The sequence below is a fragment of the Kribbella sp. NPDC049174 genome (assembly GCF_043197365.1).
Classification (GTDB): Bacteria; Actinomycetota; Actinomycetes; order Propionibacteriales; family Kribbellaceae; genus Kribbella.
On record NZ_JBICSZ010000001.1, the window covers coordinates 292,203 to 315,106 of the forward strand.

A 22,904-nucleotide genomic window follows, 5' to 3' on the forward strand; every position below is an offset into this window, starting at 1 on the left:
ACCTGGTTATCGGGTCTGCACGCTGTGGACCTGCGGCTCAGGTCGTAGCGAGCGCCAACCCCGCACCAGCTACCGGCTTGCCCACACCCGCCGCTCAGTGCGTCGACGTAGCCCGCGGCAATCTGAACAACTAACCGCGTGCACCTGCATCTGGCGACGCTGGGACGCCGAACCTGCGATGCTGCCTTGGCGCATGGAATGCGGGAGAAACAGGGAGGACCGTCATGGCACGGCAGATCATCACGACCGCGAACGCGCCGAGTTCGCCGCTCTACAGCCAGGGAGTCAAGGCCGGACCGCACGTGCTCGTCTCGGGCATCGTCGGCATCGACCCGAGCACCGGCAGCCTCGCCGAAAACACAATCCAAGCTCAGACACGACAGGCGCTGACCAATTGCGAGGCGATCCTCCAGGCCGGCGGCGCCAGCCTGGAAGACGTCATCGAGGTGGGCGTACTGCTCACAGACCCTGCCGACTTCGCCGGCCTGAACGAGGAATACGCGCGGTGGTTCCCGTCCGAGCCGCCGACTCGCTACGTCGCCAAGCTCGGTGTCGACCTGCCTGGACTGCTCGTCTCGATCCGGATGACCGCATTCGTCGGATAACGGCCGCTCCCAGCCGGAGCCAAGTCAGCCAGTCAGGCGGCGCCAGTTCGGATTTACGCGGCCAACAGGAAAGAAGCCGCACTCACGGCCAAGGGATTATGAGATCTCACCAACCCCGCCTGACTGGGCAACTTCAGGCGGCCGCGGCTCCGGAAACCGCTCGCTCCAGCGCCTCTGGACATCCCTGCTGGTCGCTACAGGTCGGCCTCCCAGTCCCAGGGTGCCCAGATCTCCACGTCCGCCGGGAGGCCCGGTTTAGGTCGGTCATGCATCCGGCGGTGTAGACGGCCTTCACCTTCAGCAGGTTGTTGAGCGTCAGTTTCTCTCGCGTCACTTGGTAGGCGGTCGAGATTTCGGGCAGCGGGACCGAGTCCTCCGGTGGGATCGGCACGGGCCACGAGTCGCGGGTGAAATATCCCCCGATAGACCTGCCGTCGGACGTCACAGTCACGGGATTGCGACGCACCCGCGGCTGTCGACCGGTGGCCAGGCAACGGCGAGGGTGTCCGGCTGCACTAGCCGTTGCCGGTAGTCGATCAGCCCTAGCCTCGTGCATCGTGGTCAATGTTGCTGCGCCTGCTGGATGTGTTGCCTCTTCGACTTGTTCGCCGACGCTGACGCCGGCTACCTGTCTGAACATCCTCGCGGAGTTTCTTGAAGCCAGCCGGGCTGAGTTCATCGTTGGTCTGGTACAGGAACTCACCAACGATGAACAGTCCGACGCCGAGGACGAAGGGCCAATCCTGCTCAACCAAGATCCCGACCAACGCGACAGGTCCGGACAGGGCCGCGATCCAGGCAAGGTGTCGCCGGTGGGCCACGGACTTGCTCGTCCAAGACCGCGTCACCCTCTGGGTCCAAGATCACTCGCCCGTGCTGATGTGTCTCGGTGTCCTTCTCCTCGAGTTCGCCGTCGTCGTTGACGAAGATCGCACGCGCGATATTGAGGACGGATGTCGCGCCTTCCCTGCGCTCTCTGTCGGTCCACCGGAATGCGCACATCTCGCCGCGGCGCCTGTTGTGGTCTTGGTCGACAGGAACCTTTCCCAGTCTTCGTCTTGCTCGTAGGCCTCGTTGATCAACAGGGCGACTTCGTCCACGGTGCGCGGCTGCGGATTCGGAGTCGGCACGCCGGGCTTGTCCGCGTGGTCGGCCGGGTTGACGGAAATCCATTGCCAGGCGACCGCGCGATCCAGTGCGCCACTCAGGATCCAGTGAATCTGGCGGACGGTGGAGTCGGACAGTCCCTTGCAGACGTGGGGTTTGCACATCCGACGGCGGCGGGGACACCCGTCAGGATTGTTGCGCGGACAGCGATCACCTTCGTGTTCGTCGCATTGGTGTGGTCGCGCGGTTCGGTGCTGAACGAACGTCTTGCGTCGGCAGTGGTGCCGGCATCGCCGGAGCTCGGTATAGAAGGAGTCGAGCACCGCAACATCAAGCTTCGCAAGCTGTGACGCGCCGAGCAGGGGCTTGATGTGGTTGTTGTACTTCGAGCGGTACCCCCTCTTGGTCAGCACGTCGACGACATCGAGGTACCTGGCCATGAGTTGGGCGACCGTTGAGCGCGTCTTGGGGTTCCGCTTCTCGTCGATCCGATTGAGGAGACAGCTGATCTGCCTCGCGCCTGCCGCGGACCTGGAGGCACTGTCTGCGTCAAGTAGAAGAGCTTCTTCGTGACTGGGTCCTGGCCGGCATACACCGGCACTCGAAGCGCACCAGAAGGCAGCGCTGTGACGTTCCCTCGTTGCCGCTGCCGCGGCTTCGACGACCCGGCCATGGTCGGACGCCAGCGCGCTTCTATGTCACGAGCCATGTCACGGATCCGGGTCGAACACGCGACTCAAGGGACCGAATGTTCCCCTGACCTGCGGTTTTGTGTTGTAGGGCGGGCGGGACTCGAACCCGCGACCCAGGGATTATGAGTCCCCTGCTCTAACCAGCTGAGCTACCGCCCCATGTCCGGGAGATCGTATCGGGTGTGGGTGGGTGGGGATCAAAACCAGGGGCGGGTCAGGGGTTTGACTGAGGGGTGGTTACCGGGCACCGGGCATGATGGGGGCAGGTCCCGACGAAGGGAAGACCGATGGGTTGGTTCATCATCCTCGTGCTCGTGGTGGGGGCGATCGCGGCGTACAAGTACCGCGTCCCGCTGCTGGCGAAGCTGACGGGGCAGCCGCAGCACCGGATTCAGCGTGCCATCGACCGCCGCAAGGAGAAGAACTGAGTACGGGCGTCTGATCTGAGCTTGGGTCTGTCGGCAGGTCCTGCCGGCAGTTGGCCGCCTGGAAGCGGTCTGGGCTCGTCACGCTGCGTGCCAGGTGGGGTTTTCCGCGCGTTCAGCAGCCCTCAGCCGTGATCGGTTGAGGGCTGTTCAGTCTGTCCTCCGGCGGTGGACAGGTGTTGGCGGTACGGCGTACGTCGTACCGCGGCTGGGCATGAAGAAAGCCGGTTCATGGACGGAAACCGGCTTCGTGTTGCTCCCGCGACTGGACTCGAACCAGTAACCTGCCGGTTAACAGCCGGCTGCTCTGCCAATTGAGCTACGCGGGATCGGTGTGTATCTTGCCCCCGATCCCCGAGGACCTGAGTAGATTAGCAGCCCCAGGTCGAACTACAAAAACGGGATTCCGGGGCAGGGACCTTGGCTTCCGGGGCAGGATCTGGGCCGCCTCCGAGGCGGGTTCGGCGCGGCTTCCGGTGGGCTTCCGCGCCGGTTGAGGGTCAGATGCCGAACTCCTCGCGGACGGACTTGAGAGCGGCTTCGGCGGCGTCGACGACGCCGGGCTGGTCGGGCTCCAATCCCTTGTCCAGAACGAAGTTCCAGGCGACCGGGGCGTCGGTGTCGGCCGGGTTGCGGCGGCCGACGATGCGGACGCCGCGCTTGCCGGACAGTGGGACGTGGCGCTGGACGACGATGCTGGCGTCGACCCGCTCGCGGAGGAGTTGGCCGAAGCGGCCTGGGTCCTCGACTTTCAGCTCGGTTGTGCGGAGCGGGGTGCCGAACGCGGTGGTCTCGTAGATGTGCATCAGCGACGCCTCGGAGTCCCAGCCGGCGCGCTCGATCTGCTCCCAGCCGACCCGGCGTAGTGCGTCGGGGGAGTCGGTGGGGAGGTAGACGGCGGAGCGCGTACCGGCGACCCAGTGACCGTCGGTCAGCTGGACCGCGGCGAGGATGTCTTCCTTGCCGCCGGCCGCGTGCCTCGAGGTGGCGGTCACTGACTCGGTCAGTTCGCGGGGCCAGGTGGTGCGCCTGAGTCTCACGCTCCCATCATTCCAGTTGGGCCAAGGGCGGTCGGGCGGGGTGCCGGTGGGGGTTAGGCGGCGTAGTCGCGGAGGTGGTGGGTGGCTCGGCGGCGGAGGTGGCGGAGGGCTTCTCGTTCCAGGGTGCGGACCTGGTCGGGGGTGAGGTTGAGGGTGGCGGCGGTTTCCTCCGGGGTGGAGGGAGTCAGACCGTTGAGGCCGTAGCGGTGGTGGATGACTTGGACGTGGAGGTCGTCGAGGAACTGGAGGTGGTGGGCTATGTCTCGGCGGAGGGCGGCGCGGAGTACGACGGCGTCGTCGTCGATGAGTGGTTCCGCGTCGTCCACGTCGAGGGTTTCGGGGTGGATGCGCCAGGCTTGGGCGCGTTCGACTCGGGCGATGGTGAGGCCGGCTGACTTGGCGAGCTCCGGGACGGTGGGTTCACGGCCTAGGCGTTGGGTGAGGTCGTGGCGGATGGCTGCCAGGCGGCAGGCGTCGGTGTACGCCTGGGCCGGCATCCGGACGAGGCGGGAGCGGTCCGAGATGGCTCGGCCGATTGATTGGCGGATCCACCAGATCGCGTACGTCGAGAAGCGGTTGCCGAGGCGGTGGTCGAAGCGTTCGACGGCGCGCATCAGCCCGATGTTGCCCTCTTGGATCAGGTCGAGGAGGGAGATGCCTTTGCCGGTGTAGCGCTTGGCGAGGGACACGACGAGGCGGAGGTTGCCCTCGATCATGCGGCGTCGCGACTGCTTCCCTAGGGCTGCCACCTGCTGCAGGTCGGTGGGGTCGTGACTGCCTGGCTCGCCGGCTAGTTGCTGGGCAGCCAGTTGCTCGGCGGCCAGGAGTCCGGCTTCGATCCAGTACGAGTGTTCGTTGACCTCCTCCAGGGTTAGTAGTTCGTGATGCCCGATGTCGCGCAGGTAGGCGACCAGCGCGGTCACGTCGGCGGGTTCACAGTCGAGCTCGGCCATCCGTTCCCCTCTCTTCTTCTAAGAGAGTGCCGTGAACGGGTGGCCCGGGGCGGACTGACTTTCTGTCGGTGGATAACTACCCGAGGTCATCGGATCTGCCCTTGTGGATAACGGGTTTGCCGGCTGGGTTGGGTGTAGGGTTCGCCGGCTGCGGGGTGAGTGGGGTGGATGAGGCTCGGTACGGCGGCGTGGGGGCGGGACCGAGTCGGGCGAGAGGTTGTGGCGGGCCGGGGCAGCTTTGGGCCGGCGGCGGGGTGGGCATACCCGGTCCGGGTGGGGCGGCGCGGATGGCGGATGGGTGGGTGGCGGGGTGAGGGCAGTCTGGCGCAGCTGTACGGGTTCAGGCGTAGGTGCGGAGGGCGGACAGCAAGCCGTTGTGGAAGGGGTTGGCGTCTACGGTGTCGAACCAGGTGTGGTCGGTGGTGAGGGGTTCGAACGGGGGGATGGTGACGGCGGGGGGAGTGGCGCCGGCGGGGCCTCGGCGGCGCAGTTCGGTGTCGAGTTCCGGGGCCGGCATGTCGGGGAGGAGGACGAAGGTGTCGCTGCCGACGAGATCCGCGCGGCCGTCGGCGGTGACGAGAGCGTTGAAGGCTGCTTCGTCGGCGGCGGCCAGCGCGGCGAACGTGTCGGCGGCCCGGGTGGCGGCCGCGGAGGGGTCCTGGCGGATCTGTTCGAGCTCGGTGAGAACTGACTTCCAGGTGACCGAAGGGTCGCCGTAGTCGATCGAGCGGGACAGGCGGCCGACCGAGATGGCGGTCGCGCCCGGGGCCAGGGGCTTCATCAACGAGCGGAGGCCGTAGCGGGCTCGCCCGCCGATCACGACCAGGCGGATGTCGGGTTCCGTCGCCGCGATCAGGTTGCGATGGACGTCGGCGTGATCTCGTCGTACGACGATCAGGTCGGCCAGCGCGCCGCGTTCGAGTCGGCCGAGCGGATGCGGCCAGACGCCGGACAAGGCCTCGCCGGGATTGGCAGTTGCCAGCCGCACCAGTTCCTCGTCGGTGAAGACCGGCGCAGGTTGTGCTTTGTTCCAGAGGTCCGCGACCTTCAACTCCCACAGGACGTTGCGGGTGCCCGAGGGTGCCCAGTCCGAGCCGATGCACAGTCGCACTCCGGCCGCTTTCGCCGCGGCCACATCAGCGGTCGCGCCGTACAGCCAGTAGTTGGAGAACGGCGACCAGACCAGGCTCGAGTCACCAGCCTTCATCCGGGCGAAATCGGCCGCGGTCAAGGCACCGCCATGAATGGCGACCAGCTGCGGTGTCACCACGCCGACCTCGTCGAGCAGCTGGAACTCCTTGCGCAGCTTGGGATCCGACCCCTCGGCCGAGTGCGCGATGAATCCACGGCCCAGCTTGACGGCGGCGGCGTACGGCTCGAGCGCTTCTTTGCTGTCGGCAACGAGGGTGCTGACCCGGATGAAGTCGTCGCGGGTGCCGAGCTTCTCCGAGTCGATGTTGCGGATCAGGTCGTTGTCCGGTGGTACGGCGCCCCGCGGGTTGCCCTGGATCGACGTCGTACCGCCGACGATGGCGCGCGTCTCGACGTACCGCAGCAGGGCGCGGCCGGCCGCGGCGCCGAGCAGTCGGGCGGGCTGGCTGATCTGCGCGCTGTACGTCGGTGCGCGACCCCACTGATTGTGGGAGGTCCACGGCTCTGTGCGCGACGGTTCGGTCCACAGCGGCAGGCTGTTGTACATCAAGTGGTTGTGCAGGTCGATCAGGCCGGGATAGATGAGGCCACCCGCAACGATGTGCGGCGCGTTCTCGAAACCGCTCGGTATGGCGTCGGTAGGGGTGACCGCCGCGATCAGTCCGTCGTCGCCGACGTACACCGCGCCCTGATCGAGCACCTCTCCGTCAGATCGCATCGTCACGACGGTTCCGCGCAGTACAAACATGGCCCCTCCCGTTTTACAATCCCCGTGCCGCCCTGTTCACGAGCGTAGGTCACGAATCGATGAGGGGGAGGTATTCGCGATGGCCGATTTCGATCCGGGTCCGCCGGCCGCGGTGGCGCGACACTTCGCGCAAGTGCCCAGTTATGCGGAGTACCGCGAATTGTTCTGGCACGACTGGGGCCCGGTGTTCTACCGCGGCAGGCTGAACCGCTCCGCCCGGCTGCTGGCGATCGCGTCCGATCCCGGGCCGACCGAGCGGATCGCCGCCCGGACGCTGGTGGGGGACGCCGGGCAGCGCGTGCAGGGGTTCCTGACCAAAGTCGGTCTGACCCGCAGCTACGCACTCGTCAACGCCTACGCGTACGCGTTGTTGCCGTCGCGGGCTCAGCAGGCGGCGCCGCTGTTGTCGCAACCCGATCACCTGGCCTGGCGCAACACCTTGCTGGAGATGATCACCGGTCCGCAGTTGCAGGCGATCGTCGCGTTCGGGACCCAGGCACGATCGGCGCTCAGGTTGTGGGAGAGCAAGCCGGACGTGCCGGTCTTCGAGGTGCCGCATCCGTCGAGCAGGAATCCAACGGCATTGGTGGACAGTTGGCGCGAGGCGGTCACGGAGCTGCGGACGATCGTCACGCCGGACGCCGACGGTGATCCCTCGGTGCCGAACTACGGTCCGAAGTTCCTCGAGTCCGACTACGCCCCCGTCCCGGCGCGCGACCTGCCGTTCGGCGTACCGCCGTGGCTGGGGGACGACGCCTGGGGCCGCAAGGACAAGCCGAAGCACAACAACAGCGTGGAGCGCCCGCCGGAGGACCTCCGCAACACCCTCATCTGGCGAGCACCGAAGCAGGCGGTGAGCCCATAAGCAGGCGGTGAGCCCATAAGCACATGAAATGGTCCGTGCTGGGGTCTACCGTGGTCGGGTGCGAGTAGCGACGTGGAATGTGAACTCGGTCAAGCAGCGCCTCCCGCGGTTGCTGGGGTGGTTGGACGAGCGGCAGCCGGACGTGGTGTGCCTGCAGGAGACGAAGCTCGCGGACGACGCATTCACCGACTTGCTCGGTGCAGAGCTGTCCGCCCGCGGCTACGAGACAGCTCTGTACGGCGAGGTGCAGTGGAACGGAGTCGCTCTGCTGTCGAAGGTCGGGCTGGAGGACGTGGTGACCGGCGTGGCCGAAGCGCCCGGCTTCCCGAATCCCGAGGCTCGTGCGGTCGCGGCGACCTGTGGCGGCATCCGCATCCACTCGCTCTACGTGCCGAACGGTCGCGTCCCCGACTCCGATCACTACCAGTACAAGCTCGCCTGGCTCGCGGCGCTGCGTGAGGTCATCGCCGCCGGACCGGCCGACCAGATCGTCTGCGGTGACATGAACATCGCCCCGACCGACGCCGACGTGTTCGACCCGGCGGCGTACGTCGGTCAGACGCATGTGACCGCGCCGGAGCGGCAGGCGCTGGCCGATCTGATGTCGGCCAAGGGTCTGCACGACGTCGTCCGCGACCGCTGGCCCGACAACCGCATCTTCAGCTACTGGGACTACCGCGCCGGCATGTTCCACCAGGATCTCGGCATGCGCATCGACCTGATGCTCGCGACCGAACCGGTTGCCGAGCGGGTCAAGGCGGCGTGGATCGATCGCCAGGCCCGCAAGGGAACCGGCCCGAGCGACCACGCACCGGTCATGCTCGACCTCGACGTTGCTCCGGACGGCGACATCGGCCCGGTCGTACCGCCGCCGTCCGCACCACGGAAGGGTCGCAAGACCACCACCAAACTCCCGCAGAACCGTTGATGCGTCGTCTGGCGGTCGCCGCCCTGGCCGGCGCGATGGCGATCCTTGCCGCCTGCAGCGATGGCAGGTCGTCGACGCCGCCCGTCAACTGGACGAAGGTCGACGTCGGCGCGGAGCCCGTCGTACTCACAGAACACGGCGATCAGGTTCTGGTCGGCCTGCGTCACCGCGGCGCCAAGGTCGTCCCCGAGCTCGTCCTGCTCGACGGCGACCAGCGCACGCCGATCGCGGTCAAGCCGAACCCCGCGAGCCCGTATGCCTTCGAAGCGATCTGGTACTCGATCGCGTACGACGGCAAGCAGCTGCTCGCCCTCGGGGGAGCGGCCGGTGGCGCCCACTCGAACGTGCGCTGGACGGTGTGGACAGGTTCGGTCCAGACCGGTCTGGTCGAGCATCCACAGGAGTTCAACACATTCGGCGGCCAGACCGCCGGTGTCCTCTACAGTGCGGTCATCACGCCGGGCGGCCGCGCGTTGCTCGGCTCGTGGGGCGGCGTGGAAACCGGGAACGACGCCGCCGTCTGGCTGCCGGAGAGCGACGCCAAATGGGTCCGGCAGAACCCGGCGAAGACGGCGCTGCAGAGTACGCCGTCGCTGCTGGTGGGGCCGAGCTTCGGTACGACGCTGGGCGACAGCATCGTGCTCGTCGGATCGCAGGTCCGGCTCGCGCCGAACGTGGTCGCCCAGGAGGCCGCGCTCTGGCGATCGGCCAAGCTCAACCAGGGGTGGCATGCGATCGCGCTGCCTGATCCGGGCAACCGCAGTCAAGCGATGACGGCATCCTGTGATCCGTCAGGCTGCCTGGTGTCCGGGCACGTCGACAACAAGTTGGCCCTGTGGTACGTCCAGCGGAGCGGCCCCGCCAAACGGATGGCCGGCCTGCCGGACATCGCTGTCGGGGACAAGGACAAGCTGCCACGGCCGATGGTCGTCGGTGACAAGTTCGTCCAGATCGTTGCCCAGGACAACAAGGTCAAGGTGATCAGCGGCCACGACGGCAGCTGGAGCGTCCGGGAGTCGACCGGCGGCCCGGAAGGGCCCGTCACCGACGCCGCGCTCACCGACTCCGGCAAGATCTACCTGATCGCCGGCACCTTCCTCTGGGAGACCAAGCTCAACTGAGCAGACCCTTCACGTACGCCGCCTGGCCCGCGTGCTGGTCGCAGTCGTTGATCACGCTGACCAGCCGGACGCCGAGCGTGACCGGCGGGTTCCACCGGCGGTCGACGATCCGGTCCAGACCCTCGTCGGTGACCGTCTTCAGGAACTCGACCGTGCGCGCGTGCACGGCGTCGTAGTAGCCGAGTAGTTGCTCGGCCGAGAGCTGGACCAGGGCTACCTGCTCCGAGGAGTGCGCATACCCGGTGTCGGCCGGCTCCAGCGGGAGTCCGAGCCGTGCGTGCCAGCCGTCCGCGGTGTGGACCTGCTCGTACCCACCGGCGTCGGCCAGGTGGTCGTCCTGGACCCGGGTCAGGTGCCAGACCAGCCACGCGATCGAGTTGGCCGTCTCACCCGGCCGGGTCGCGAGCGACTTGTCGTCGAGACCCGCCACGACGTCGTGCACGATCTCCTGGATCCGGCTGTGTGCGTCGATCAGCAGTTCACTCGTCTTCATGACCGCCACCGTAGTCTGCGGTTGGGACAGTTCTGAGAAAGGGAGCAACCGTGGAATATCGCACTCTGGGCGCGAGCGGCGCCGTCGTCTCCACCTACGCGCTGGGCACCATGACGTTCGGCAACGAGACCGACGAGGCCGGCTCACACGCGCAGCTGGACCGGTACGTCGAGGTCGGCGGCAACTTCATCGACACCGCGGACGTCTACACCGCCGGAGTCTCGGAGGACATCATCGGCCGCTGGCTGGCGAAGAGCTCCGCCCGCGACGACGTCGTCCTCGCCACCAAGGGCCGGTTCCCGACCGGCGACTCACCCAACGACGTCGGCACCTCCCGCCGGCACCTGCGCCGCGCCCTCGACGCGTCGCTCAGCCGCCTCGGCGTCGACCACATCGACCTCTACCAGCTGCACGCGTGGGACCCGGTCACACCGCTCGACGAGACGCTCGGCTTCCTCGAGGACGCCGTACGCGCAGGGAAGATCTCGTACACCGGTCTGTCCAACTTCACCGGGTGGCAGCTGCAGAAGGCGTGCGACCTGATCGACCGGCGCGGGTGGTCACGCCTCGTCACGCTGCAACCGCAGTACAACCTGCTGGTGCGTGAGATCGAGTGGGAGATCGTCCCGGCCGCGCAGGACAACGGGCTCGGTCTGCTGCCGTGGTCACCGCTCGGAGGTGGCTGGCTGACCGGGAAGTACTCGTTCGACGAGGAGCCGACCGGCGCGACCCGCCTGGGTGAGAACCCGGACCGCGGCGTCGAGTCCTGGCACCGGCGCAGCCGCAACCAGCGCGTCCGCGACGTGGTCGACGCGGTCCGCGAGATCGCCGAGGCCCGGGGTATCTCGATGGCACAGGTTGCGCTCGCGTGGCTGGTCGATCGGCCGGCGATCACCTCGGTCATCCTCGGTGCGCGCACCCTCGAGCAGCTCGACGACAACCTCGCCGCCGCCGACCTCCACCTCACCGAGGACGAGACGGCGAAGCTCGACGAGGCCAGCGATCCAGGTGCCGCGGACTACCCGTACGGCGGCCCCGGCACGACCCAGCGAGCCCGCCCGATCACGGGTGGCCGGGCCTGACCTCGACTGCCTTCCGGAGAGCGGCGTACGACGCCACCAGCGCCTGCCGCTCTCCGGCGAGCAGGGGGTCGTCGCGCTGGCACCCTCCCTTGACCCAACGGTCGGACAGGTCCATCGCCTCCACCCGCTTGCGCGCAGCCGGGCGGATCGCGTCCCGCTCAGCGCCGTACGCGTAGGCGTAGAGGTCGATGAGCGCGTCCTCGAGTTGCTCCGCGGGGCCATCGCGGTGGATGCGCCACCATTCGACCTCGAGCCAGGCCGCCTGCGCGGGGTCGAGCGCGAGCCCGCCTTCCTGGATGACGAGCTCGTAGAACCGGCGCATGTACGTGCGCGCCGCGTCCGGCTCGTTGTCGGGGTACGGTGCCCACACCTGGTTGGCGCGCAGCACGTACCAGGCTCCGAGCAGGGTCCTGCGCCATGACATGCCGAACGCGGCGGCGACCAGCCCGACGGAGGCGACGAGGAAGCGACGCCAGTCGTGCAGGTAGTACGCGGCCCAGGCGTCGGTCTCGCGGTTGCCGACGACAACCGGGTCGAACGATCGTGGTCCAGTGGTCCCCATGATCCCTCCCCCTGAGGAGATCCGATGAACGATGGAATTGCCGGCGTCGTTGCCCTGATGCGGCAGCGGCTGGATGAGCTGCCGACGGAGTTCGAGCATCGGCGGATCTTCCTGGGCACCTACCTTCGCACGACCCAGGCGGTCGGGACGGCGATCGAGCGGGCGTGCTTCGAGGATCCGGAGTGGGTCGAGGACTGGGACGTGAAGTTCGCCGAGCTCTACCTGGACGCGCACGACGCAGATTTGGCCGGCCGAAGCACCGCTCGGCCTTGGCGGCTGGCGTTCGACGCGCCGGCGGACTTGCCGCCGCTGCGGCACGTTCTGCTCGGGATCAACGCGCACGTCAACTACGACCTACCGCAGGCGTTGCTTGCCGTGATCAGCGACGAGGACTTCACGGATGCCGGCCTGATGGACCGGCGCCGCCGCGATCACGAACGAATCGACGGCGTCCTCGCGGAACGGGTCGGTGCAGAGGACAACGCACTCGGTGGCGCCAGGAGCCTGGTCGACCGCGTCCTCACGCCGCTCAACCGACTCTCCTCGCAGCGGTTCCTCCGCGAATCCCGTCAGAAGGTCTGGCACAACACGGCCGAGCTGCAACGCGCCCGACTCGACGGCCCAACGGCGTACGCGACCCGTCTCGCCGAGCTGGAACTCCTCAGCGCTGCCAAGATCGCGGACCTCCTCCGCCCCGGCCAGGTGCTGCTCCGCCTCGCCATCACCGGCTTCGGCGTGACGCTCCCTCCACCGGCCTAGCCCGGTAGGGCCCCCGACCACACGACGCCGAGCGCCAAGCACGCGAGCGTCACCAGGCCGAAGACTCCGACCCACATCAACGCGGGTACGCCGGTCAGTCGCCGAAGCTGATCGGCGTCGGAACTGCGACCGCCACCACCCCGGCGCGAGTGCTGCAACTCGAGTACGGCGCGTGGCGCGGCCAGCAGCAGGAACCACGTCAGGAGATGTGCGAACGCGGACTGCACGTCGGGCGATCCCCACCAGGACACCGCGAAGACGACCGCGCCGAAGACGAGGACCGACCACAGACCGTAGAGATTGCGGATCTGCAGCAGCAGGATCACCAAGGCGAGCAACAGTCCCCAGAGCAGCGCAACGGCGTACCCACGGCTGAGCACGAACGCGGCAGCCAACCCGAACAGCGCCGGTCCTGGATACCCGGCCAGCAGTACGGCGATCATGCCCGGGCCGGTCGGATGACCACGCGACACCGTGACCCCGGAGGTGTCGGAGTGCAGCCGGATCCCGGCCAGCTTCCGCCCGACGAGCGCGGCGATCAGACCGTGCGCGCCCTCGTGCGCGATCGTCACCACCTGCCGCGTGTGCCGCCAGATGGGCCGCCACGCGATCAGCAGCAGCGCGGCGATCCCGGTGCCGATCACCACCCTGAGCGACGGCTCCGGCTGCACCGATGTCAAGCTGTCCCAGACCTCGTTCACCGCCCCATCCTGACAGGAGGGTGGTCAACCGCTCTCAGGGGAAGGGGATGTGGACGGTCACGCGCTCCCTCAGTTGCTCGTTCATCAGCCAGAGTTCGCCGGTGGCCGGCCAGTAGGACAGGTTCTCGGTGTTCTTCGGGGCTTTGGTCCAGACCGATGTGGACACGCCACCGGTGCCGCGGTGCAGGCAACTCGGGTAATCGACTCCGTCACCGATGTTGTCGGCGTACTCCGGACAGACCCCGGCGATGACGAAGTTGTTGTCGTACGACACCGCGCCCTGCATACCCCACACCGGCGAGTTGAACGCCTCGATCGCGCGGACGACACCATCCGTACCGGCTCGTGGCAGCCCGGTGGACTCGTTCAGCGGCCAGCGCACGATCCGGCCACCGCCGCGGACGGTGTGCTCGACCGCGACGAACGAACCGTCCCCGGCATGATCGATGCCGAGACTGGCGAAACAGGGCTTCACCCCGGTCGACGAGGCGCAGCCGCCGCCGGCATACCAATAGGCCCCGAGCTGTGGCAGCGCGAAGGCGTGCCAGAGCGCGTGATACTTGCCGTCGGCACCTAATCCGACCTCGCCGGTACTGGTGTCGGTCCACCAGAGGTGCCGTAGGTCGAACACGCGCGGCACCGACCCGCTGGTCGCCACCACCAGCATGTTCCCGGACCAGAACAGCCCGTGCCCGTGCCCCGCGATCGCCTCGAAGTCGCCGTCCGCGGTCGGTTCGACCAGCAGGACGTGCCGATACTTGTACGTCGCCAGGTCGAGGAACGACACGCGGATCGCGGTGTCACCGCTGTTGTGCCAGCTCGCGACCACGACGCGTCGGGCGCCGCCGGCCGGCTGTGCGTCGCCGGAACCGCTGAAGCCTTGGGGGATCCAGACATTCGCGTCGTCGTCCTCACCGTCCTGCCAGCAGAATCCCTGCGGATCGAGCGAGGCGGTCAGGTACGTCGGATGACACAGATTCCGGCCGGTCCGGTTGGACGCGGCCAGGACTTCGGTGACCCCGACCGGTGCGAGTTGAGGTTTCGTCTCCAGTTGCGCGACGCGAGCGGCGTACGTGCTGAAGGTGTCACCGGAGACCAGCTGGAAGCCGGTCGCGTCGATGCGTGGAAACGTGGCCGCGGCCTCGGCGGACGGCAGGGGACAGACGCCGATCAGCAGGGCGGCGGTGAACAACAAACGACTGATCCGCATGTCCTCGATAGTCATTCACCAGCGCGCGAAATGCGAGGGTTCGGTGCGCGCGAAATGCGAGACCTGTGGGCGTTGACATCGTGCAGTGCGCGGACGACGGTGGAGGGATCGTGGCCCGGGGAGGGGCTGCCGAGTTGGGGGAGAGATGTCACAGCCACGCACCATGAAGTCCACTGCCCAGAAGACGACGGCGAAGAAGACCAGCACCGCCAAGAAGACCAGTGCAGCCAAGAAGAGCAGCACCGCCAAGAAGACGAGCACCGCCAAGAAGACGAGCACCGCCAAGAAGGCGGCGGCCAAGCGGACTACCGCCACCAAGAGGGCGGCCAAGCAGACCCTCGCGAGCACCACCGGGACCCGGACCACTGGGACCCGCGCGACCAGGACCCGTGCGACCCGGGCCGCCGACGTCGAGGGTGCGGCCGCCGTACCGCTGCCGCAGTTCCTCGCCTCGGCCGGCACGCTGACACTCCAGCAGCGGAAGCTGCTCGTCGACCAGGCGTTGCTGATCCTCGACCAGAACTACGTGCACCTGCCGCTGAAGGCCGCGATGCACGCGGTCAACCCGCTGCAGCGGTTGCGGGTGATGCGGGCGCGGATGGAGCGCCACAACGCCGAGACGATGGAACCCGAGTGGATGTTCCACCGGCAGATGTCGAGCATCTTCCACTCGGTCCGCGACCTGCACACCAACTACCTGCTGCCGGTCCCGTTCGCCGGCAAGATCGCCTACCTGCCGTTCATGATCGAGAAGTGCTACGACGCGGCCGGCCAGGAGCACTACCTGATCACCCGCACCGTCACCGGCTTCTCGGCTCCGCAGTTCGGTGCCGGTGCCGAGGTGACGCACTGGAACGGTACGCCGATCGCCCGCGCCGTCGCCCTGAACGGCGCGCGGTTCGCCGGCAGCAACGACGCGGCCAACCTCGCGCGCGGTCTGGAGTCGCTCACCCTGCGACCGCTGGTGATCCAGTCGCCGCCGGACGAGGACTGGGTGAACCTCACCTACATCGGTCTCGACGGCTCGACCCAGGAACTGCGCGAGCAGTGGAAGGTGACCACCAACCTTCCACCGATGACGGACCTGGATGCGCTCAGCGAGACGTCCGCATCGATGGGCCTGGACCTGGACTCGGACGAGAAGGCCCGGGCGAAGAAGGCTCTGTACGTGCGCGACGTGGTCGAGTTGGAAGACGGCCAGAGTTCGGCCGAGTTGGCGACGCCGGCCGCGGTCGGCGGTGAGGATCTGCCGACCACGATGCCCGGTGTGTTCCGGGCTCGCGAGGTGGTCACACCGTCCGGGACCTTCGGGCATCTGCGGATCTTCACCTTCAGCGTGCAGAACCCGGTCGCGTTCCGGGACGAGTTCGTCCGGCTGGCCGGCCTGCTGCCGCAGCGTGGTCTGATTGTCGACGTTCGGGACAACGGCGGCGGCCACATCTACGCCAGCGAGTTCACCCTGCAGACGCTGACCCCGCGGTACATCTCGCCGGAGCCGGTGCAGTTCATCAGTACGCCGCTCAACCTGAGGATCTGCCGTCGGCACAAGGACAATCCGGCCGGGATCGACCTCGGCCCGTGGTTCGACTCGCTCGACCTGGCGACCGAGACCGGTGCGGCGTACTCGGCCGCGAAGCCGATCACACCCGAGGACGGCGCGAACGACATCGGTCAGACGTACCACGGCCCGGTGGTGCTGATCACCGACGCCCGGGTGTACTCGGCGACCGACATCTTCGCCGCCGGGTTCGCCGATCACGAGATCGGCACCATCCTCGGCGTCGACGACAACACCGGCGCGGGCGGTGCGAACGTGTGGACGCACGGCTTGCTCGCCGCGTTGCTGAACGAACCACCGCCACCGGATCCGACCTCGCCGTACGTAGCGTTGCCGAACGGCGCCAACCTGCGGGTCTCGATCCGCCGCACCCTGCGGGTCGGTCAACTGTCCGGCACCCCGGTGGAAGACCTCGGCATCCGGCCGCACGAGACCCACAAGATGACGCAGGCCGACCTGCTCGAAGGCAACGTCGACCTGCTGGCCAAGGCCGGTTCGCTGCTGGCGGCGATGCCGGTCCGGCGCCTCGGCGTGACGACGTCCTTCAGCGGTACGACGCTCACGGTCACGCTGAACGTGGAAGGGATCGACCGGGTCGACCTGTACCTGGACGGCCGGCCGATCAGCTCCGAGGACCTCACCGGCGCGCCGCTCAGCATCGACATCCTGGAGGTCACGCCGGGTCAGTTGCTCAGGGCCGACGGGTACAAGGCGGGTGCCCTGGTGGCCTCGCGCCGCCACACCGTCTGAATATCGAGCCGTCCGGAGATCGTCGATCAGCTGAGGATGTAACTTTCGGATTGTGGACAATCTGCGCCTGACCGCCGAGGAAGAACGCATGCTCGGCGGTCAGGACGGCGACGGTGTCGCACTCGCGATGCGAGTGATCGTCAGCCTGGCCCGGATCGACAGCGCACCGCGGCTGGTCGAGATCACCTCGGCCCATGTCGACTCGTGCCTGTACCACGGCAAGGTCAGCCTCGACTTCGCCCACAAGCTGGTCGAGCTCGGCGCGAAGGTCCGCGTCCCGACCACCCTGAACGTCGGCTCGATGGACCTCCTGCATCCCGGCCTGGTCCGCACCGGCACCGAGGCCGAACGCGAGATCGCGCTGCGCGGCCGCGAGTTGATGTCCGCGTACGTCGACCTCGGCTGCACGCCGACGTGGACGTGCGCGCCGTACCAACTCCCGAACCGTCCCGGTCTCGGCGAGCATGTCGCCTGGGCGGAGTCGAACGCGATCGTGTTCGCCAACTCGGTCCTCGGTGCCAGGACGGATCGGTACGGCGACTTCCTCGACATCTGCGCGGCGATCACCGGACGGGCGCCGTACTCCGGACTGCAGACGACCGAGGCGCGGCGCGGGACTGTGGTGTTCGACTGCCGTTCGCTCGGTGATGAGTTCCTGCGGTCGGACCTGGCGTATCCGCTGCTCGGGCATCACGTCGGATCGTTGGTGGGGAGCGAAATCCCTGTGCTGGTAGGGATTCCCGCGGACGTGAGCGAGGACAAGCTGAAGGCGTTCGGTGCCGCGGCCGCGTCGGCCGGGGGAGTCGCGCTCTTCCACGTTGTCGGTGTCACCCCGGAGGCGCCGACCGGTTCACTTGACCACCTGCCGCGGTACGACGTCGACCTCGAGACGATGCGCGTCACTCGGCGTCGATTGTCGACAATCACCTCGGGTGGGCTCGACGCGGTGAGTGTCGGGACGCCGCATGCGTCGTACGACGAATGCCGACTGTTGGCCGATCTTCTCCAGGACGGACCGCCGGTCCAGGTGCCCTTCTACCTGTCCACCGGGCGGGGGACACGAGCTCGCGCGGAGGAGTCCGGCGTATTGCGGACGCTCGAAGCCGCTGGTGTCACGGTGGTCGTGGACACCTGCACGTACGTGACCTCGATCCTGTCGCCGGCCTGGAAGAACGTGATGACGAACTCCGGCAAGTGGGCGCACTACGCTCCCGGCAACATCGGCGTCGACGTCGTCCTCGGATCGCTGGAGGAGTGTGTGGCCTCCGCCCGCGCCGGAAAGGTCGTGCTCAACGCATGGTGATCCCCGCGCGCACCCTTCATCCCGGCAGCGCGTCCGGCGAGCCGGTCCGCTTGACCGCGCCGCTGTCCTTCTGGGGTGGGACCGACGAGCAAGGTCGGATTGTCGACGCGCATCACCCGCAGTGCGGCGCGATCCTGGCCGGTCGCGTGCTGGTGATGGAGTCCGGCCGCGGCTCCAGCTCCGCGTCCAGCGTGCTCGCCGAGCAGATCCGTGCCCACACCGCTCCGGCCGCGATCATCCTCGCCCGCCCCGACACGATCATTGCCCTTGGCGCTCTCGTCGCCCAGGAGCTCTACGGCCTGGCGACTCCGGTGATCGTCGTCGATCGGCCCGCGTACGACGACCTGCCGACCGACCGGCTCCTGCGCGTCGAAGCCGATCCGCTCGACGCCACGATCACCTGGTAAGACCTACACCGCGGCCTCGTCCTTGGTCGGCTGACGCCTCATCAGTACGGCGGTCGCCGCGAACAGCACCGCACACGCGCCGAGCGCCAGCGGGAGGTTCGTCAGCCGGGCGATCGCCGCGATGCCCAGCCCGCAGACGATCTCGCCCAGGTACTCGAGCTGCGCGAGGAACGAGTGCGTGGTCGCCCGGATGTCGGCCGTCGTCCGCGCGTTGACCCAGATCGTGCTGATCACCCGGGTCAACGGCGTGACGATCCCGGCGACCAGGACGACGGCGATCGCACCGACGACCGGATCCCGGGCGAGCGCGAGCATCAGCATGCTGACCACGCCCGCGACGGCCGCCCAGGCGTAGTCCGTGCGGGCGTGGTCACCGTCGATGCGCTTGCCGAACACGCGCAAGGTCAGCGCACCGACGATCAGACCGGCGACGCCGAGACCGGTGAACCAGATGACCGGATCGGGTTCGCTGGGCCACCCGAGGTCGAGGAGCTGCTTCTGGGTCAGCCGCCCGGCCGCGTCGGAGGCGCCGTTGACGAGGAAGGTCGCGGCGAAGATGAGCAGGATCTCGCGACTTCGCCGGACCAGCGTGAGACCCCGGCGGAAGGTCGTCCACGAGGTCGACCAGCGTGCGGTCCGCACCGGGACGAACCGTTGCTCGGTGAAGCGGAACGCGATGTAGAGCGCGAGCGACATCATCGCGAGACCGGCGACGACGATCGTGACATCGCGCCGCGTCGCCCAGGCGAGCAGACCGAGCACGATCAGGCCGGTCGCCGCACCGGTGAGCTGCGCACGAGCAGCACGAGCGAGTACGGCGGTGATGCCGTCGGGCTGATCGAGTTCGTCGGTGATCCAGGCGACGTCGGAACCGCTGGCGAACGTCCAGGAGATGCCCCAGAGGACTTGGGTGGCGAGGAGCAACGGGAACGAGGAGACCAGCCCGGTGGTCAGCATCGCCGTACCCATCAGGAGTTGCGAGATCACCAGCGACCACTTGCGGCTGATCGTGTCGGCGAAGACGCCGGCCGGCACCTCGCACAGCAACGCGAAGACGCTCTGCACCGAACCGATCAGCACGAGCTGGGCGGGGGAGAGGCCGGCGTCGACCACGAGATAGACGCTGGTGACCAGCCACCACCCGTTGTGCAGCACCGCCCGCATCCACGTCCACCGGATGAAGACGGTCACCATGCCAGAACCCTCGACGAGGCAGGTCTTCAGAGCAACGCCTTTTCCCGCCACCATGTGAGTTGCTTCATATTCTTCGCAACTATAAGCAAGTTGCGATAATTTGGAACGGTGGCTCGATGCGGTCAGGATCACAGTGCAAAACGAACAACCGTTCTTGATTTCGCGCAGCCAGCAGGCGCAGGGTGGAATTTCAGAGAACGAGCGTTCGGTTTGAGGTGGGGGTCAGCGTGGCGCAGATGACTCTGGAGCGGATCGAGCAACCGGCACGTCCAGCGAAGACACAAGTCAGGAAGCACACCGGCGTACGGCGGATCGTTCGCGAAGTCGTACTGCTGGCGGTCCTGTTCGGCGTCTACAACCTCGGCCGCTTCCTGTCCGCCGAGCACGCCGGGTCGGCGTACGAACACGCCGACAAGCTCATCGGCTGGGAGTCCTGGCTGGGATTGCCGAGCGAGGCGACCGTCCAGCACCAGGCGCTCGAGGTCCCCGGACTTGCCGAGGCCGCCAACGTCTTCTACGCGAGTGTGCACTTCCCGCTGACCGCGGCAGTCCTGCTGTGGTTGATGATCCGGCGACCGGCCGAGTACGGCAAAGCGCGATGGGCGCTCGCGTCACTGACCGGGCTGGCGTTGATCGGGCACATGTTCTTCCCGTTGGCGCCGCCGCGGATGATGCAGGGCTGGATCGACACCGGCGTACTGCTCGGCCAGTCCGTCTACGGCCCGACCACGGACTCCGGCGTGGCGAACCAGTTCGCCGCGATGCCGAGTCTGCATGTCGGCTGGTCGTTCATGGTCGCGGTGTTCCTGATCCGGGCGACCCGCTCGCGCTGGCGCTGGTTGTGGATCGCGCACCCGGTGCTTACGTTCGCCGTCGTCGTCGTGACGGCCAACCACTACTGGCTGGACGGATTGGTCGCGATCGCGCTGGCCCTGCCGTTGCTGCTGATCTTCGACGCCCGGCGGGTGCGCCCGAAGGACGCACCCGCCGAGGATCAGCGCTTGGACAGAGTGCCCGCGGTGGCGAGTTCCTCGTCGGCGCGGACCAGGTAGGGCTCGCGGTCGAGGACCAGCCGGGCCGCGGCCGCACCGATGTCGAACCACAGCCCGATCAGCTCGAGCCGTCCTTCGTCCTCCGCCGTCCGCACACAGGCGAAACTGCGCAGGTTCGCGAGTTGTACGCCGACGTTCGCGACCGACAGTTTGTCGGCCGGAGACAGCGTCGCGCCGGTCGCCGGGTCGACGATGTCCGGCAGCCCGACGGCACGGCGGATCGACGGCTCGAGATGACGCAGCCAGTTCTGGAGGCCAGAGCCGGCCGGGATGTTCGCCTCCAGTGCGGCCGCGGCGGCACCGCAGTGCGAGTGACCGCAGACCACGATCGACCGCACCCCGAGCACCTCCACGGCGTACTCGATCGCGGCGTCGACGGAGTTGCTGTTCGACCCCTTCGGCGGGACCAGGTTGCCGATGTTGCGGACGCAGAACTGGTCGCCGGGACCACTCGTGGTGATCATGTTCGGCACGATCCGCGAGTCCGCGCAGGTGATGAACAAGTGCGCCGGGCGCTGGCCGTCGGCCGCGAGTCTCGCCAGCATCGGCCGGATCAGATCGGCCGACGCCTCGAACTCGCGGATTCCGTCCAGCATCGACACCCGCTGATCCGGCTCGGGGATCACGTGGCGTTGCCAGGGCAGCAGCCGGCGGGTCGGATCGGTGTGCATCGCAGCCCGGAACGCCGCCCGGCTCAGCTCGACCGAACCGCCGCGCGCGATGTGTCCGCGCCGCCAGTCCTCGATTGCCTCGTAGGCCGCGTGGTCGAGGTGGTCGACCTCGAGCTCGACCCGGACCCGGGTGCCGACCGGGATGGTCCGGAGGGTCCGGACCAGTGACGCCACGCCGAGGAAGACGAGCGTGCCGCGGATCCGCACGGTCCACAGTCCGTCCTGCTCGGTCGCGGTGACAGTTGCCCGGGCCAACCGATACAGCACGCGGGCGAGTGCCAGTATCAACCCGATGAGCACGCCCTCGGCCAGTCCGAGCACGGCGACACCGGCCGCAGTGACGACGTACACGAGCAACTCGTCGTGCCGGCGCAGGGTGCGGATGTGCGCGAGCTGAACCAGCCGCAACCCGGTGACGAGCAGTACGCCGGCCAGCGCGGCCATCGGGATGAGTTCGAGCATCGCGCCGGCCGCGAGGACGAACGCAGCAATCCAGATGCCGTGCATGATCGCCGAGGCGCGGGTGCGTGCACCGGCCGCGACGTTGGTGGAGCTGCGCACGATCACGCCGGTCACCGGCATGCCACCGAGTGCGCCGGACACCGCGTTCGCGGCGCCCTGGCCGATCAGCTCACGGTCCAGATTGCTTCGCTTGCCGCGATGAAGCTTGTCCACGGCAACGGCCGACAGCAGTGACTCCACACTCGCGACCAACGCCACGGTCAGTACGGCGGTAAAGATCTCCAGCGGAGCACCGTCGGGGATCGCCGGCAGGATCAGCTCCTGCAGCGGCTGGTCCGGCAGGTTGACCCTGGTGACGTCGGCCATGAAGACAGCGGCCAGTGCGGTCACGGCGACGACCGCGACCAACGGCGCCGGAATCACCTTTACTTTGGGCAGTCTGGGCCACGTCAGCAGGATGACAACGGTCAGTACGCCGACCAGCACCGAGTGGGGGTGATGGGCCACGAGCTGGCCGGGCAGTGCGGTCACATTGGCGATCAAGGAGCTCTGCGCCTGCCCGCCGAGCACCACCTGCAGCTGCTGGACGGCGATGGTGACGCCGATCCCCGCGAGCATGCCGTGCACCACGGCGGGAGAAAGAGAGAGGGCAAGCCGCCCGATCCGGGTGACGCCCAGCAGGATCTGCAACAGGCCGGCGGCGCAGGTGATGCCGGCGGTCGCGGCCCAGCCGTACTGGCCGACGAGGCCGGCGACGACAACGGTGAGGCCGGCGGCGGGACCGCTGACCTGCAACGGGGAGCCGCCGAGCGCGCCGGCGACGACACCGCCGACCACCGCGGCCACCAGGCCGGCGATCAGCGGGGCGCCGGACGCGGCGGCGATCCCCAGGGAGAGTGGAATGGCGATCAGGAAGACCACCAGCGAGGCCGGTAGGTCATGGTGGAGAATCGACCGCCAGGTACTGCGTTCGGGCGCAGGACTGGTAGCTGGCGGGGAGTGGGATGTTGACATGGTCGGCACGGGTCCCTCCGGCGTCGGTGCTCTGGGCATCAGGCGTCGAA

21 protein-coding genes and 2 tRNA genes are annotated in these 22,904 nt (G+C 67.9%); 11 read left to right on the top strand and 12 right to left on the bottom strand.

Annotated elements, in window-relative coordinates:
• Window positions 1-224: 224 nt before the first annotated feature.
• Window positions 225-605 (top strand): RidA family protein, encoded by a 381-nt coding sequence (locus tag ACGFIF_RS01425; protein ID WP_393150178.1) that lies wholly within the window; start codon window positions 225-227, stop codon window positions 603-605.
• A gap of 863 nt (window positions 606-1,468) precedes the next feature.
• On the opposite strand, the gene ACGFIF_RS01430 is transcribed toward ACGFIF_RS01425, so the two are convergent.
• Together ACGFIF_RS01430 and ACGFIF_RS01435 are read right to left on the bottom strand one after the other, a co-directional pair.
• Entirely contained in the window at window positions 1,469-2,152 is a 684-nt protein-coding gene (locus ACGFIF_RS01430) for a hypothetical protein (RefSeq protein WP_393150180.1), read from the bottom strand.
• 337 nt (window positions 2,153-2,489) lie between these two features.
• Window positions 2,490-2,563 (bottom strand) — tRNA-Ile (locus ACGFIF_RS01435).
• 128 nt (window positions 2,564-2,691) lie between these two features.
• On the opposite strand from ACGFIF_RS01435, the gene ACGFIF_RS01440 reads away from it, so the two are divergent.
• The gene (locus tag ACGFIF_RS01440) at window positions 2,692-2,832 is read left to right on the top strand and encodes a hypothetical protein (RefSeq protein ID WP_393150182.1); all 141 of its coding nucleotides are present in this window, start codon (window positions 2,692-2,694) and stop codon (window positions 2,830-2,832) included.
• Window positions 2,833-3,085: 253 nt separating this feature from the next.
• On the opposite strand, the gene ACGFIF_RS01445 is transcribed toward ACGFIF_RS01440, so the two are convergent.
• The 4 genes from ACGFIF_RS01445 to ACGFIF_RS01460 all read right to left on the bottom strand — a co-directional run bounded on the left by ACGFIF_RS01445 (window position 3,086) and on the right by ACGFIF_RS01460 (window position 6,692).
• Window positions 3,086-3,158: transfer RNA gene (locus tag ACGFIF_RS01445), tRNA-Asn, on the bottom strand.
• Window positions 3,159-3,329: 171 nt separating this feature from the next.
• A complete protein-coding gene (locus ACGFIF_RS01450) occupies window positions 3,330-3,869 on the bottom strand; it encodes a hypothetical protein (protein ID WP_393150184.1) in 540 nt (179 codons plus the stop codon).
• A gap of 53 nt (window positions 3,870-3,922) precedes the next feature.
• Window positions 3,923-4,822, bottom strand: coding sequence for an RNA polymerase sigma factor RpoD/SigA (locus ACGFIF_RS01455; RefSeq protein ID WP_393150186.1), 900 nt, complete (start codon window positions 4,820-4,822; stop codon window positions 3,923-3,925).
• Between the two features lie 340 nt (window positions 4,823-5,162).
• Window positions 5,163-6,692, bottom strand: a complete 1,530-nt coding sequence (locus ACGFIF_RS01460; protein ID WP_393150188.1) for an amidohydrolase family protein — start codon at window positions 6,690-6,692, stop codon at window positions 5,163-5,165.
• A gap of 109 nt (window positions 6,693-6,801) precedes the next feature.
• Here ACGFIF_RS01460 and ACGFIF_RS01465 point away from each other — a divergent pair, with 109 nt between their 5' ends.
• From ACGFIF_RS01465 to ACGFIF_RS01475, 3 genes are read left to right on the top strand one after another with little or no spacing between them, the layout of a single operon-like run.
• A complete protein-coding gene (locus tag ACGFIF_RS01465) occupies window positions 6,802-7,587 on the top strand; it encodes a uracil-DNA glycosylase family protein (RefSeq protein WP_393150190.1) in 786 nt (261 codons plus the stop codon).
• Window positions 7,588-7,645: 58 nt separating this feature from the next.
• On the top strand, window positions 7,646-8,515 hold the full coding sequence (locus ACGFIF_RS01470) for an exodeoxyribonuclease III (protein ID WP_393150192.1): 870 nt from the start codon (window positions 7,646-7,648) through the stop codon (window positions 8,513-8,515).
• Entirely contained in the window at window positions 8,515-9,636 is a 1,122-nt protein-coding gene (locus ACGFIF_RS01475) for a hypothetical protein (RefSeq protein WP_393150194.1), read from the top strand. Before ACGFIF_RS01470 ends, ACGFIF_RS01475 begins: the two co-directional genes overlap by 1 nt.
• On the opposite strand, the gene ACGFIF_RS01480 is transcribed toward ACGFIF_RS01475, so the two are convergent.
• On the bottom strand, window positions 9,629-10,129 hold the full coding sequence (locus tag ACGFIF_RS01480; protein WP_393150196.1) for a DinB family protein: 501 nt from the start codon (window positions 10,127-10,129) through the stop codon (window positions 9,629-9,631). The genes ACGFIF_RS01475 and ACGFIF_RS01480 overlap by 8 nt on opposite strands.
• 50 nt (window positions 10,130-10,179) lie before the next feature.
• On the opposite strand from ACGFIF_RS01480, the gene ACGFIF_RS01485 reads away from it, so the two are divergent.
• Window positions 10,180-11,211, top strand: coding sequence for an aldo/keto reductase (locus ACGFIF_RS01485; RefSeq protein ID WP_393150198.1), 1,032 nt, complete (start codon window positions 10,180-10,182; stop codon window positions 11,209-11,211).
• On the opposite strand, the gene ACGFIF_RS01490 is transcribed toward ACGFIF_RS01485, so the two are convergent.
• Window positions 11,192-11,773 (bottom strand): hypothetical protein, encoded by a 582-nt coding sequence (locus ACGFIF_RS01490; RefSeq protein ID WP_393150200.1) that lies wholly within the window; start codon window positions 11,771-11,773, stop codon window positions 11,192-11,194. The two genes, ACGFIF_RS01485 and ACGFIF_RS01490, sit on opposite strands and share 20 nt — an antisense overlap.
• Window positions 11,774-11,797: 24 nt before the next feature.
• On the opposite strand from ACGFIF_RS01490, the gene ACGFIF_RS01495 reads away from it, so the two are divergent.
• Window positions 11,798-12,532 (top strand): DUF5995 family protein, encoded by a 735-nt coding sequence (locus ACGFIF_RS01495; protein ID WP_393150202.1) that lies wholly within the window; start codon window positions 11,798-11,800, stop codon window positions 12,530-12,532.
• On the opposite strand, the gene ACGFIF_RS01500 is transcribed toward ACGFIF_RS01495, so the two are convergent.
• Together ACGFIF_RS01500 and ACGFIF_RS01505 are read right to left on the bottom strand one after the other, a co-directional pair.
• On the bottom strand, window positions 12,529-13,233 hold the full coding sequence (locus ACGFIF_RS01500) for a M50 family metallopeptidase (protein ID WP_393150204.1): 705 nt from the start codon (window positions 13,231-13,233) through the stop codon (window positions 12,529-12,531). The genes ACGFIF_RS01495 and ACGFIF_RS01500 overlap by 4 nt on opposite strands.
• Window positions 13,234-13,267: 34 nt before the next feature.
• Window positions 13,268-14,443, bottom strand: coding sequence for a hypothetical protein (locus tag ACGFIF_RS01505; RefSeq protein ID WP_393150206.1), 1,176 nt, complete (start codon window positions 14,441-14,443; stop codon window positions 13,268-13,270).
• Window positions 14,444-14,606: 163 nt separating this feature from the next.
• Between ACGFIF_RS01505 and ACGFIF_RS01510 the strand changes: the two genes are divergently transcribed.
• From ACGFIF_RS01510 to ACGFIF_RS01520, 3 genes are read left to right on the top strand one after another with little or no spacing between them, the layout of a single operon-like run.
• A complete protein-coding gene (locus tag ACGFIF_RS01510) occupies window positions 14,607-16,751 on the top strand; it encodes a S41 family peptidase (protein ID WP_393150208.1) in 2,145 nt (714 codons plus the stop codon).
• Between the two features lie 52 nt (window positions 16,752-16,803).
• The gene (locus ACGFIF_RS01515) at window positions 16,804-18,054 is read left to right on the top strand and encodes an aconitase X (protein ID WP_393150210.1); all 1,251 of its coding nucleotides are present in this window, start codon (window positions 16,804-16,806) and stop codon (window positions 18,052-18,054) included.
• A complete protein-coding gene (locus ACGFIF_RS01520; protein ID WP_393150212.1) occupies window positions 18,048-18,461 on the top strand; it encodes an aconitase X swivel domain-containing protein in 414 nt (137 codons plus the stop codon). Before ACGFIF_RS01515 ends, ACGFIF_RS01520 begins: the two co-directional genes overlap by 7 nt.
• A 3-nt stretch (window positions 18,462-18,464) precedes the next feature.
• On the opposite strand, the gene ACGFIF_RS01525 is transcribed toward ACGFIF_RS01520, so the two are convergent.
• Window positions 18,465-19,655 carry an MFS transporter gene (locus tag ACGFIF_RS01525; RefSeq protein WP_393150214.1) on the bottom strand — a complete coding sequence of 397 codons (1,191 nt, stop codon included), beginning with the start codon at window positions 19,653-19,655 and terminating at the stop codon, window positions 18,465-18,467.
• Between the two features lie 236 nt (window positions 19,656-19,891).
• Here ACGFIF_RS01525 and ACGFIF_RS01530 point away from each other — a divergent pair, with 236 nt between their 5' ends.
• Complete coding sequence (locus tag ACGFIF_RS01530; protein WP_393153607.1) at window positions 19,892-20,707, top strand: phosphatase PAP2 family protein; 816 nt, start codon at window positions 19,892-19,894, stop codon at window positions 20,705-20,707.
• Here ACGFIF_RS01530 and ACGFIF_RS01535 read toward each other — a convergent pair.
• Window positions 20,650-22,893: a bifunctional SulP family inorganic anion transporter/carbonic anhydrase gene (locus tag ACGFIF_RS01535; RefSeq protein ID WP_393150216.1), complete on the bottom strand. Its 2,244-nt coding sequence runs from the start codon at window positions 22,891-22,893 to the stop codon at window positions 20,650-20,652. The genes ACGFIF_RS01530 and ACGFIF_RS01535 overlap by 58 nt on opposite strands.
• Window positions 22,894-22,904: the final 11 nt, after the last annotated feature.

Bases quoted from the DNA above. Each gene is read 5' to 3' on its own strand.
- ACGFIF_RS01520 (WP_393150212.1), top strand. From the start codon at position 18,048: ATGGTGATCCCCGCGCGCACCCTTCATCCCGGCAGCGCGTCCGGCGAG.
- ACGFIF_RS01530 (WP_393153607.1), top strand. From the start codon at position 19,892: ATGACTCTGGAGCGGATCGAGCAACCGGCACGTCCAGCGAAGACACAA.
- ACGFIF_RS01510 (WP_393150208.1), top strand. From the start codon at position 14,607: ATGAAGTCCACTGCCCAGAAGACGACGGCGAAGAAGACCAGCACCGCC.
- ACGFIF_RS01460 (WP_393150188.1), bottom strand. From the start codon at position 6,692: ATGCGATCTGACGGAGAGGTGCTCGATCAGGGCGCGGTGTACGTCGGC.
- ACGFIF_RS01455 (WP_393150186.1), bottom strand. From the start codon at position 4,822: ATGGCCGAGCTCGACTGTGAACCCGCCGACGTGACCGCGCTGGTCGCC.
- ACGFIF_RS01475 (WP_393150194.1), top strand. From the start codon at position 8,515: ATGCGTCGTCTGGCGGTCGCCGCCCTGGCCGGCGCGATGGCGATCCTT.
- ACGFIF_RS01525 (WP_393150214.1), bottom strand. From the start codon at position 19,655: ATGGTGACCGTCTTCATCCGGTGGACGTGGATGCGGGCGGTGCTGCAC.
- ACGFIF_RS01535 (WP_393150216.1), bottom strand. From the start codon at position 22,893: ATGCCCAGAGCACCGACGCCGGAGGGACCCGTGCCGACCATGTCAACA.
- ACGFIF_RS01465 (WP_393150190.1), top strand. From the start codon at position 6,802: ATGGCCGATTTCGATCCGGGTCCGCCGGCCGCGGTGGCGCGACACTTC.
- ACGFIF_RS01425 (WP_393150178.1), top strand. From the start codon at position 225: ATGGCACGGCAGATCATCACGACCGCGAACGCGCCGAGTTCGCCGCTC.
- ACGFIF_RS01430 (WP_393150180.1), bottom strand. From the start codon at position 2,152: ATGGCCAGGTACCTCGATGTCGTCGACGTGCTGACCAAGAGGGGGTAC.
- ACGFIF_RS01505 (WP_393150206.1), bottom strand. From the start codon at position 14,443: ATGCGGATCAGTCGTTTGTTGTTCACCGCCGCCCTGCTGATCGGCGTC.
- ACGFIF_RS01495 (WP_393150202.1), top strand. From the start codon at position 11,798: ATGAACGATGGAATTGCCGGCGTCGTTGCCCTGATGCGGCAGCGGCTG.
- ACGFIF_RS01490 (WP_393150200.1), bottom strand. From the start codon at position 11,773: ATGGGGACCACTGGACCACGATCGTTCGACCCGGTTGTCGTCGGCAAC.
- ACGFIF_RS01440 (WP_393150182.1), top strand. From the start codon at position 2,692: ATGGGTTGGTTCATCATCCTCGTGCTCGTGGTGGGGGCGATCGCGGCG.
- ACGFIF_RS01480 (WP_393150196.1), bottom strand. From the start codon at position 10,129: ATGAAGACGAGTGAACTGCTGATCGACGCACACAGCCGGATCCAGGAG.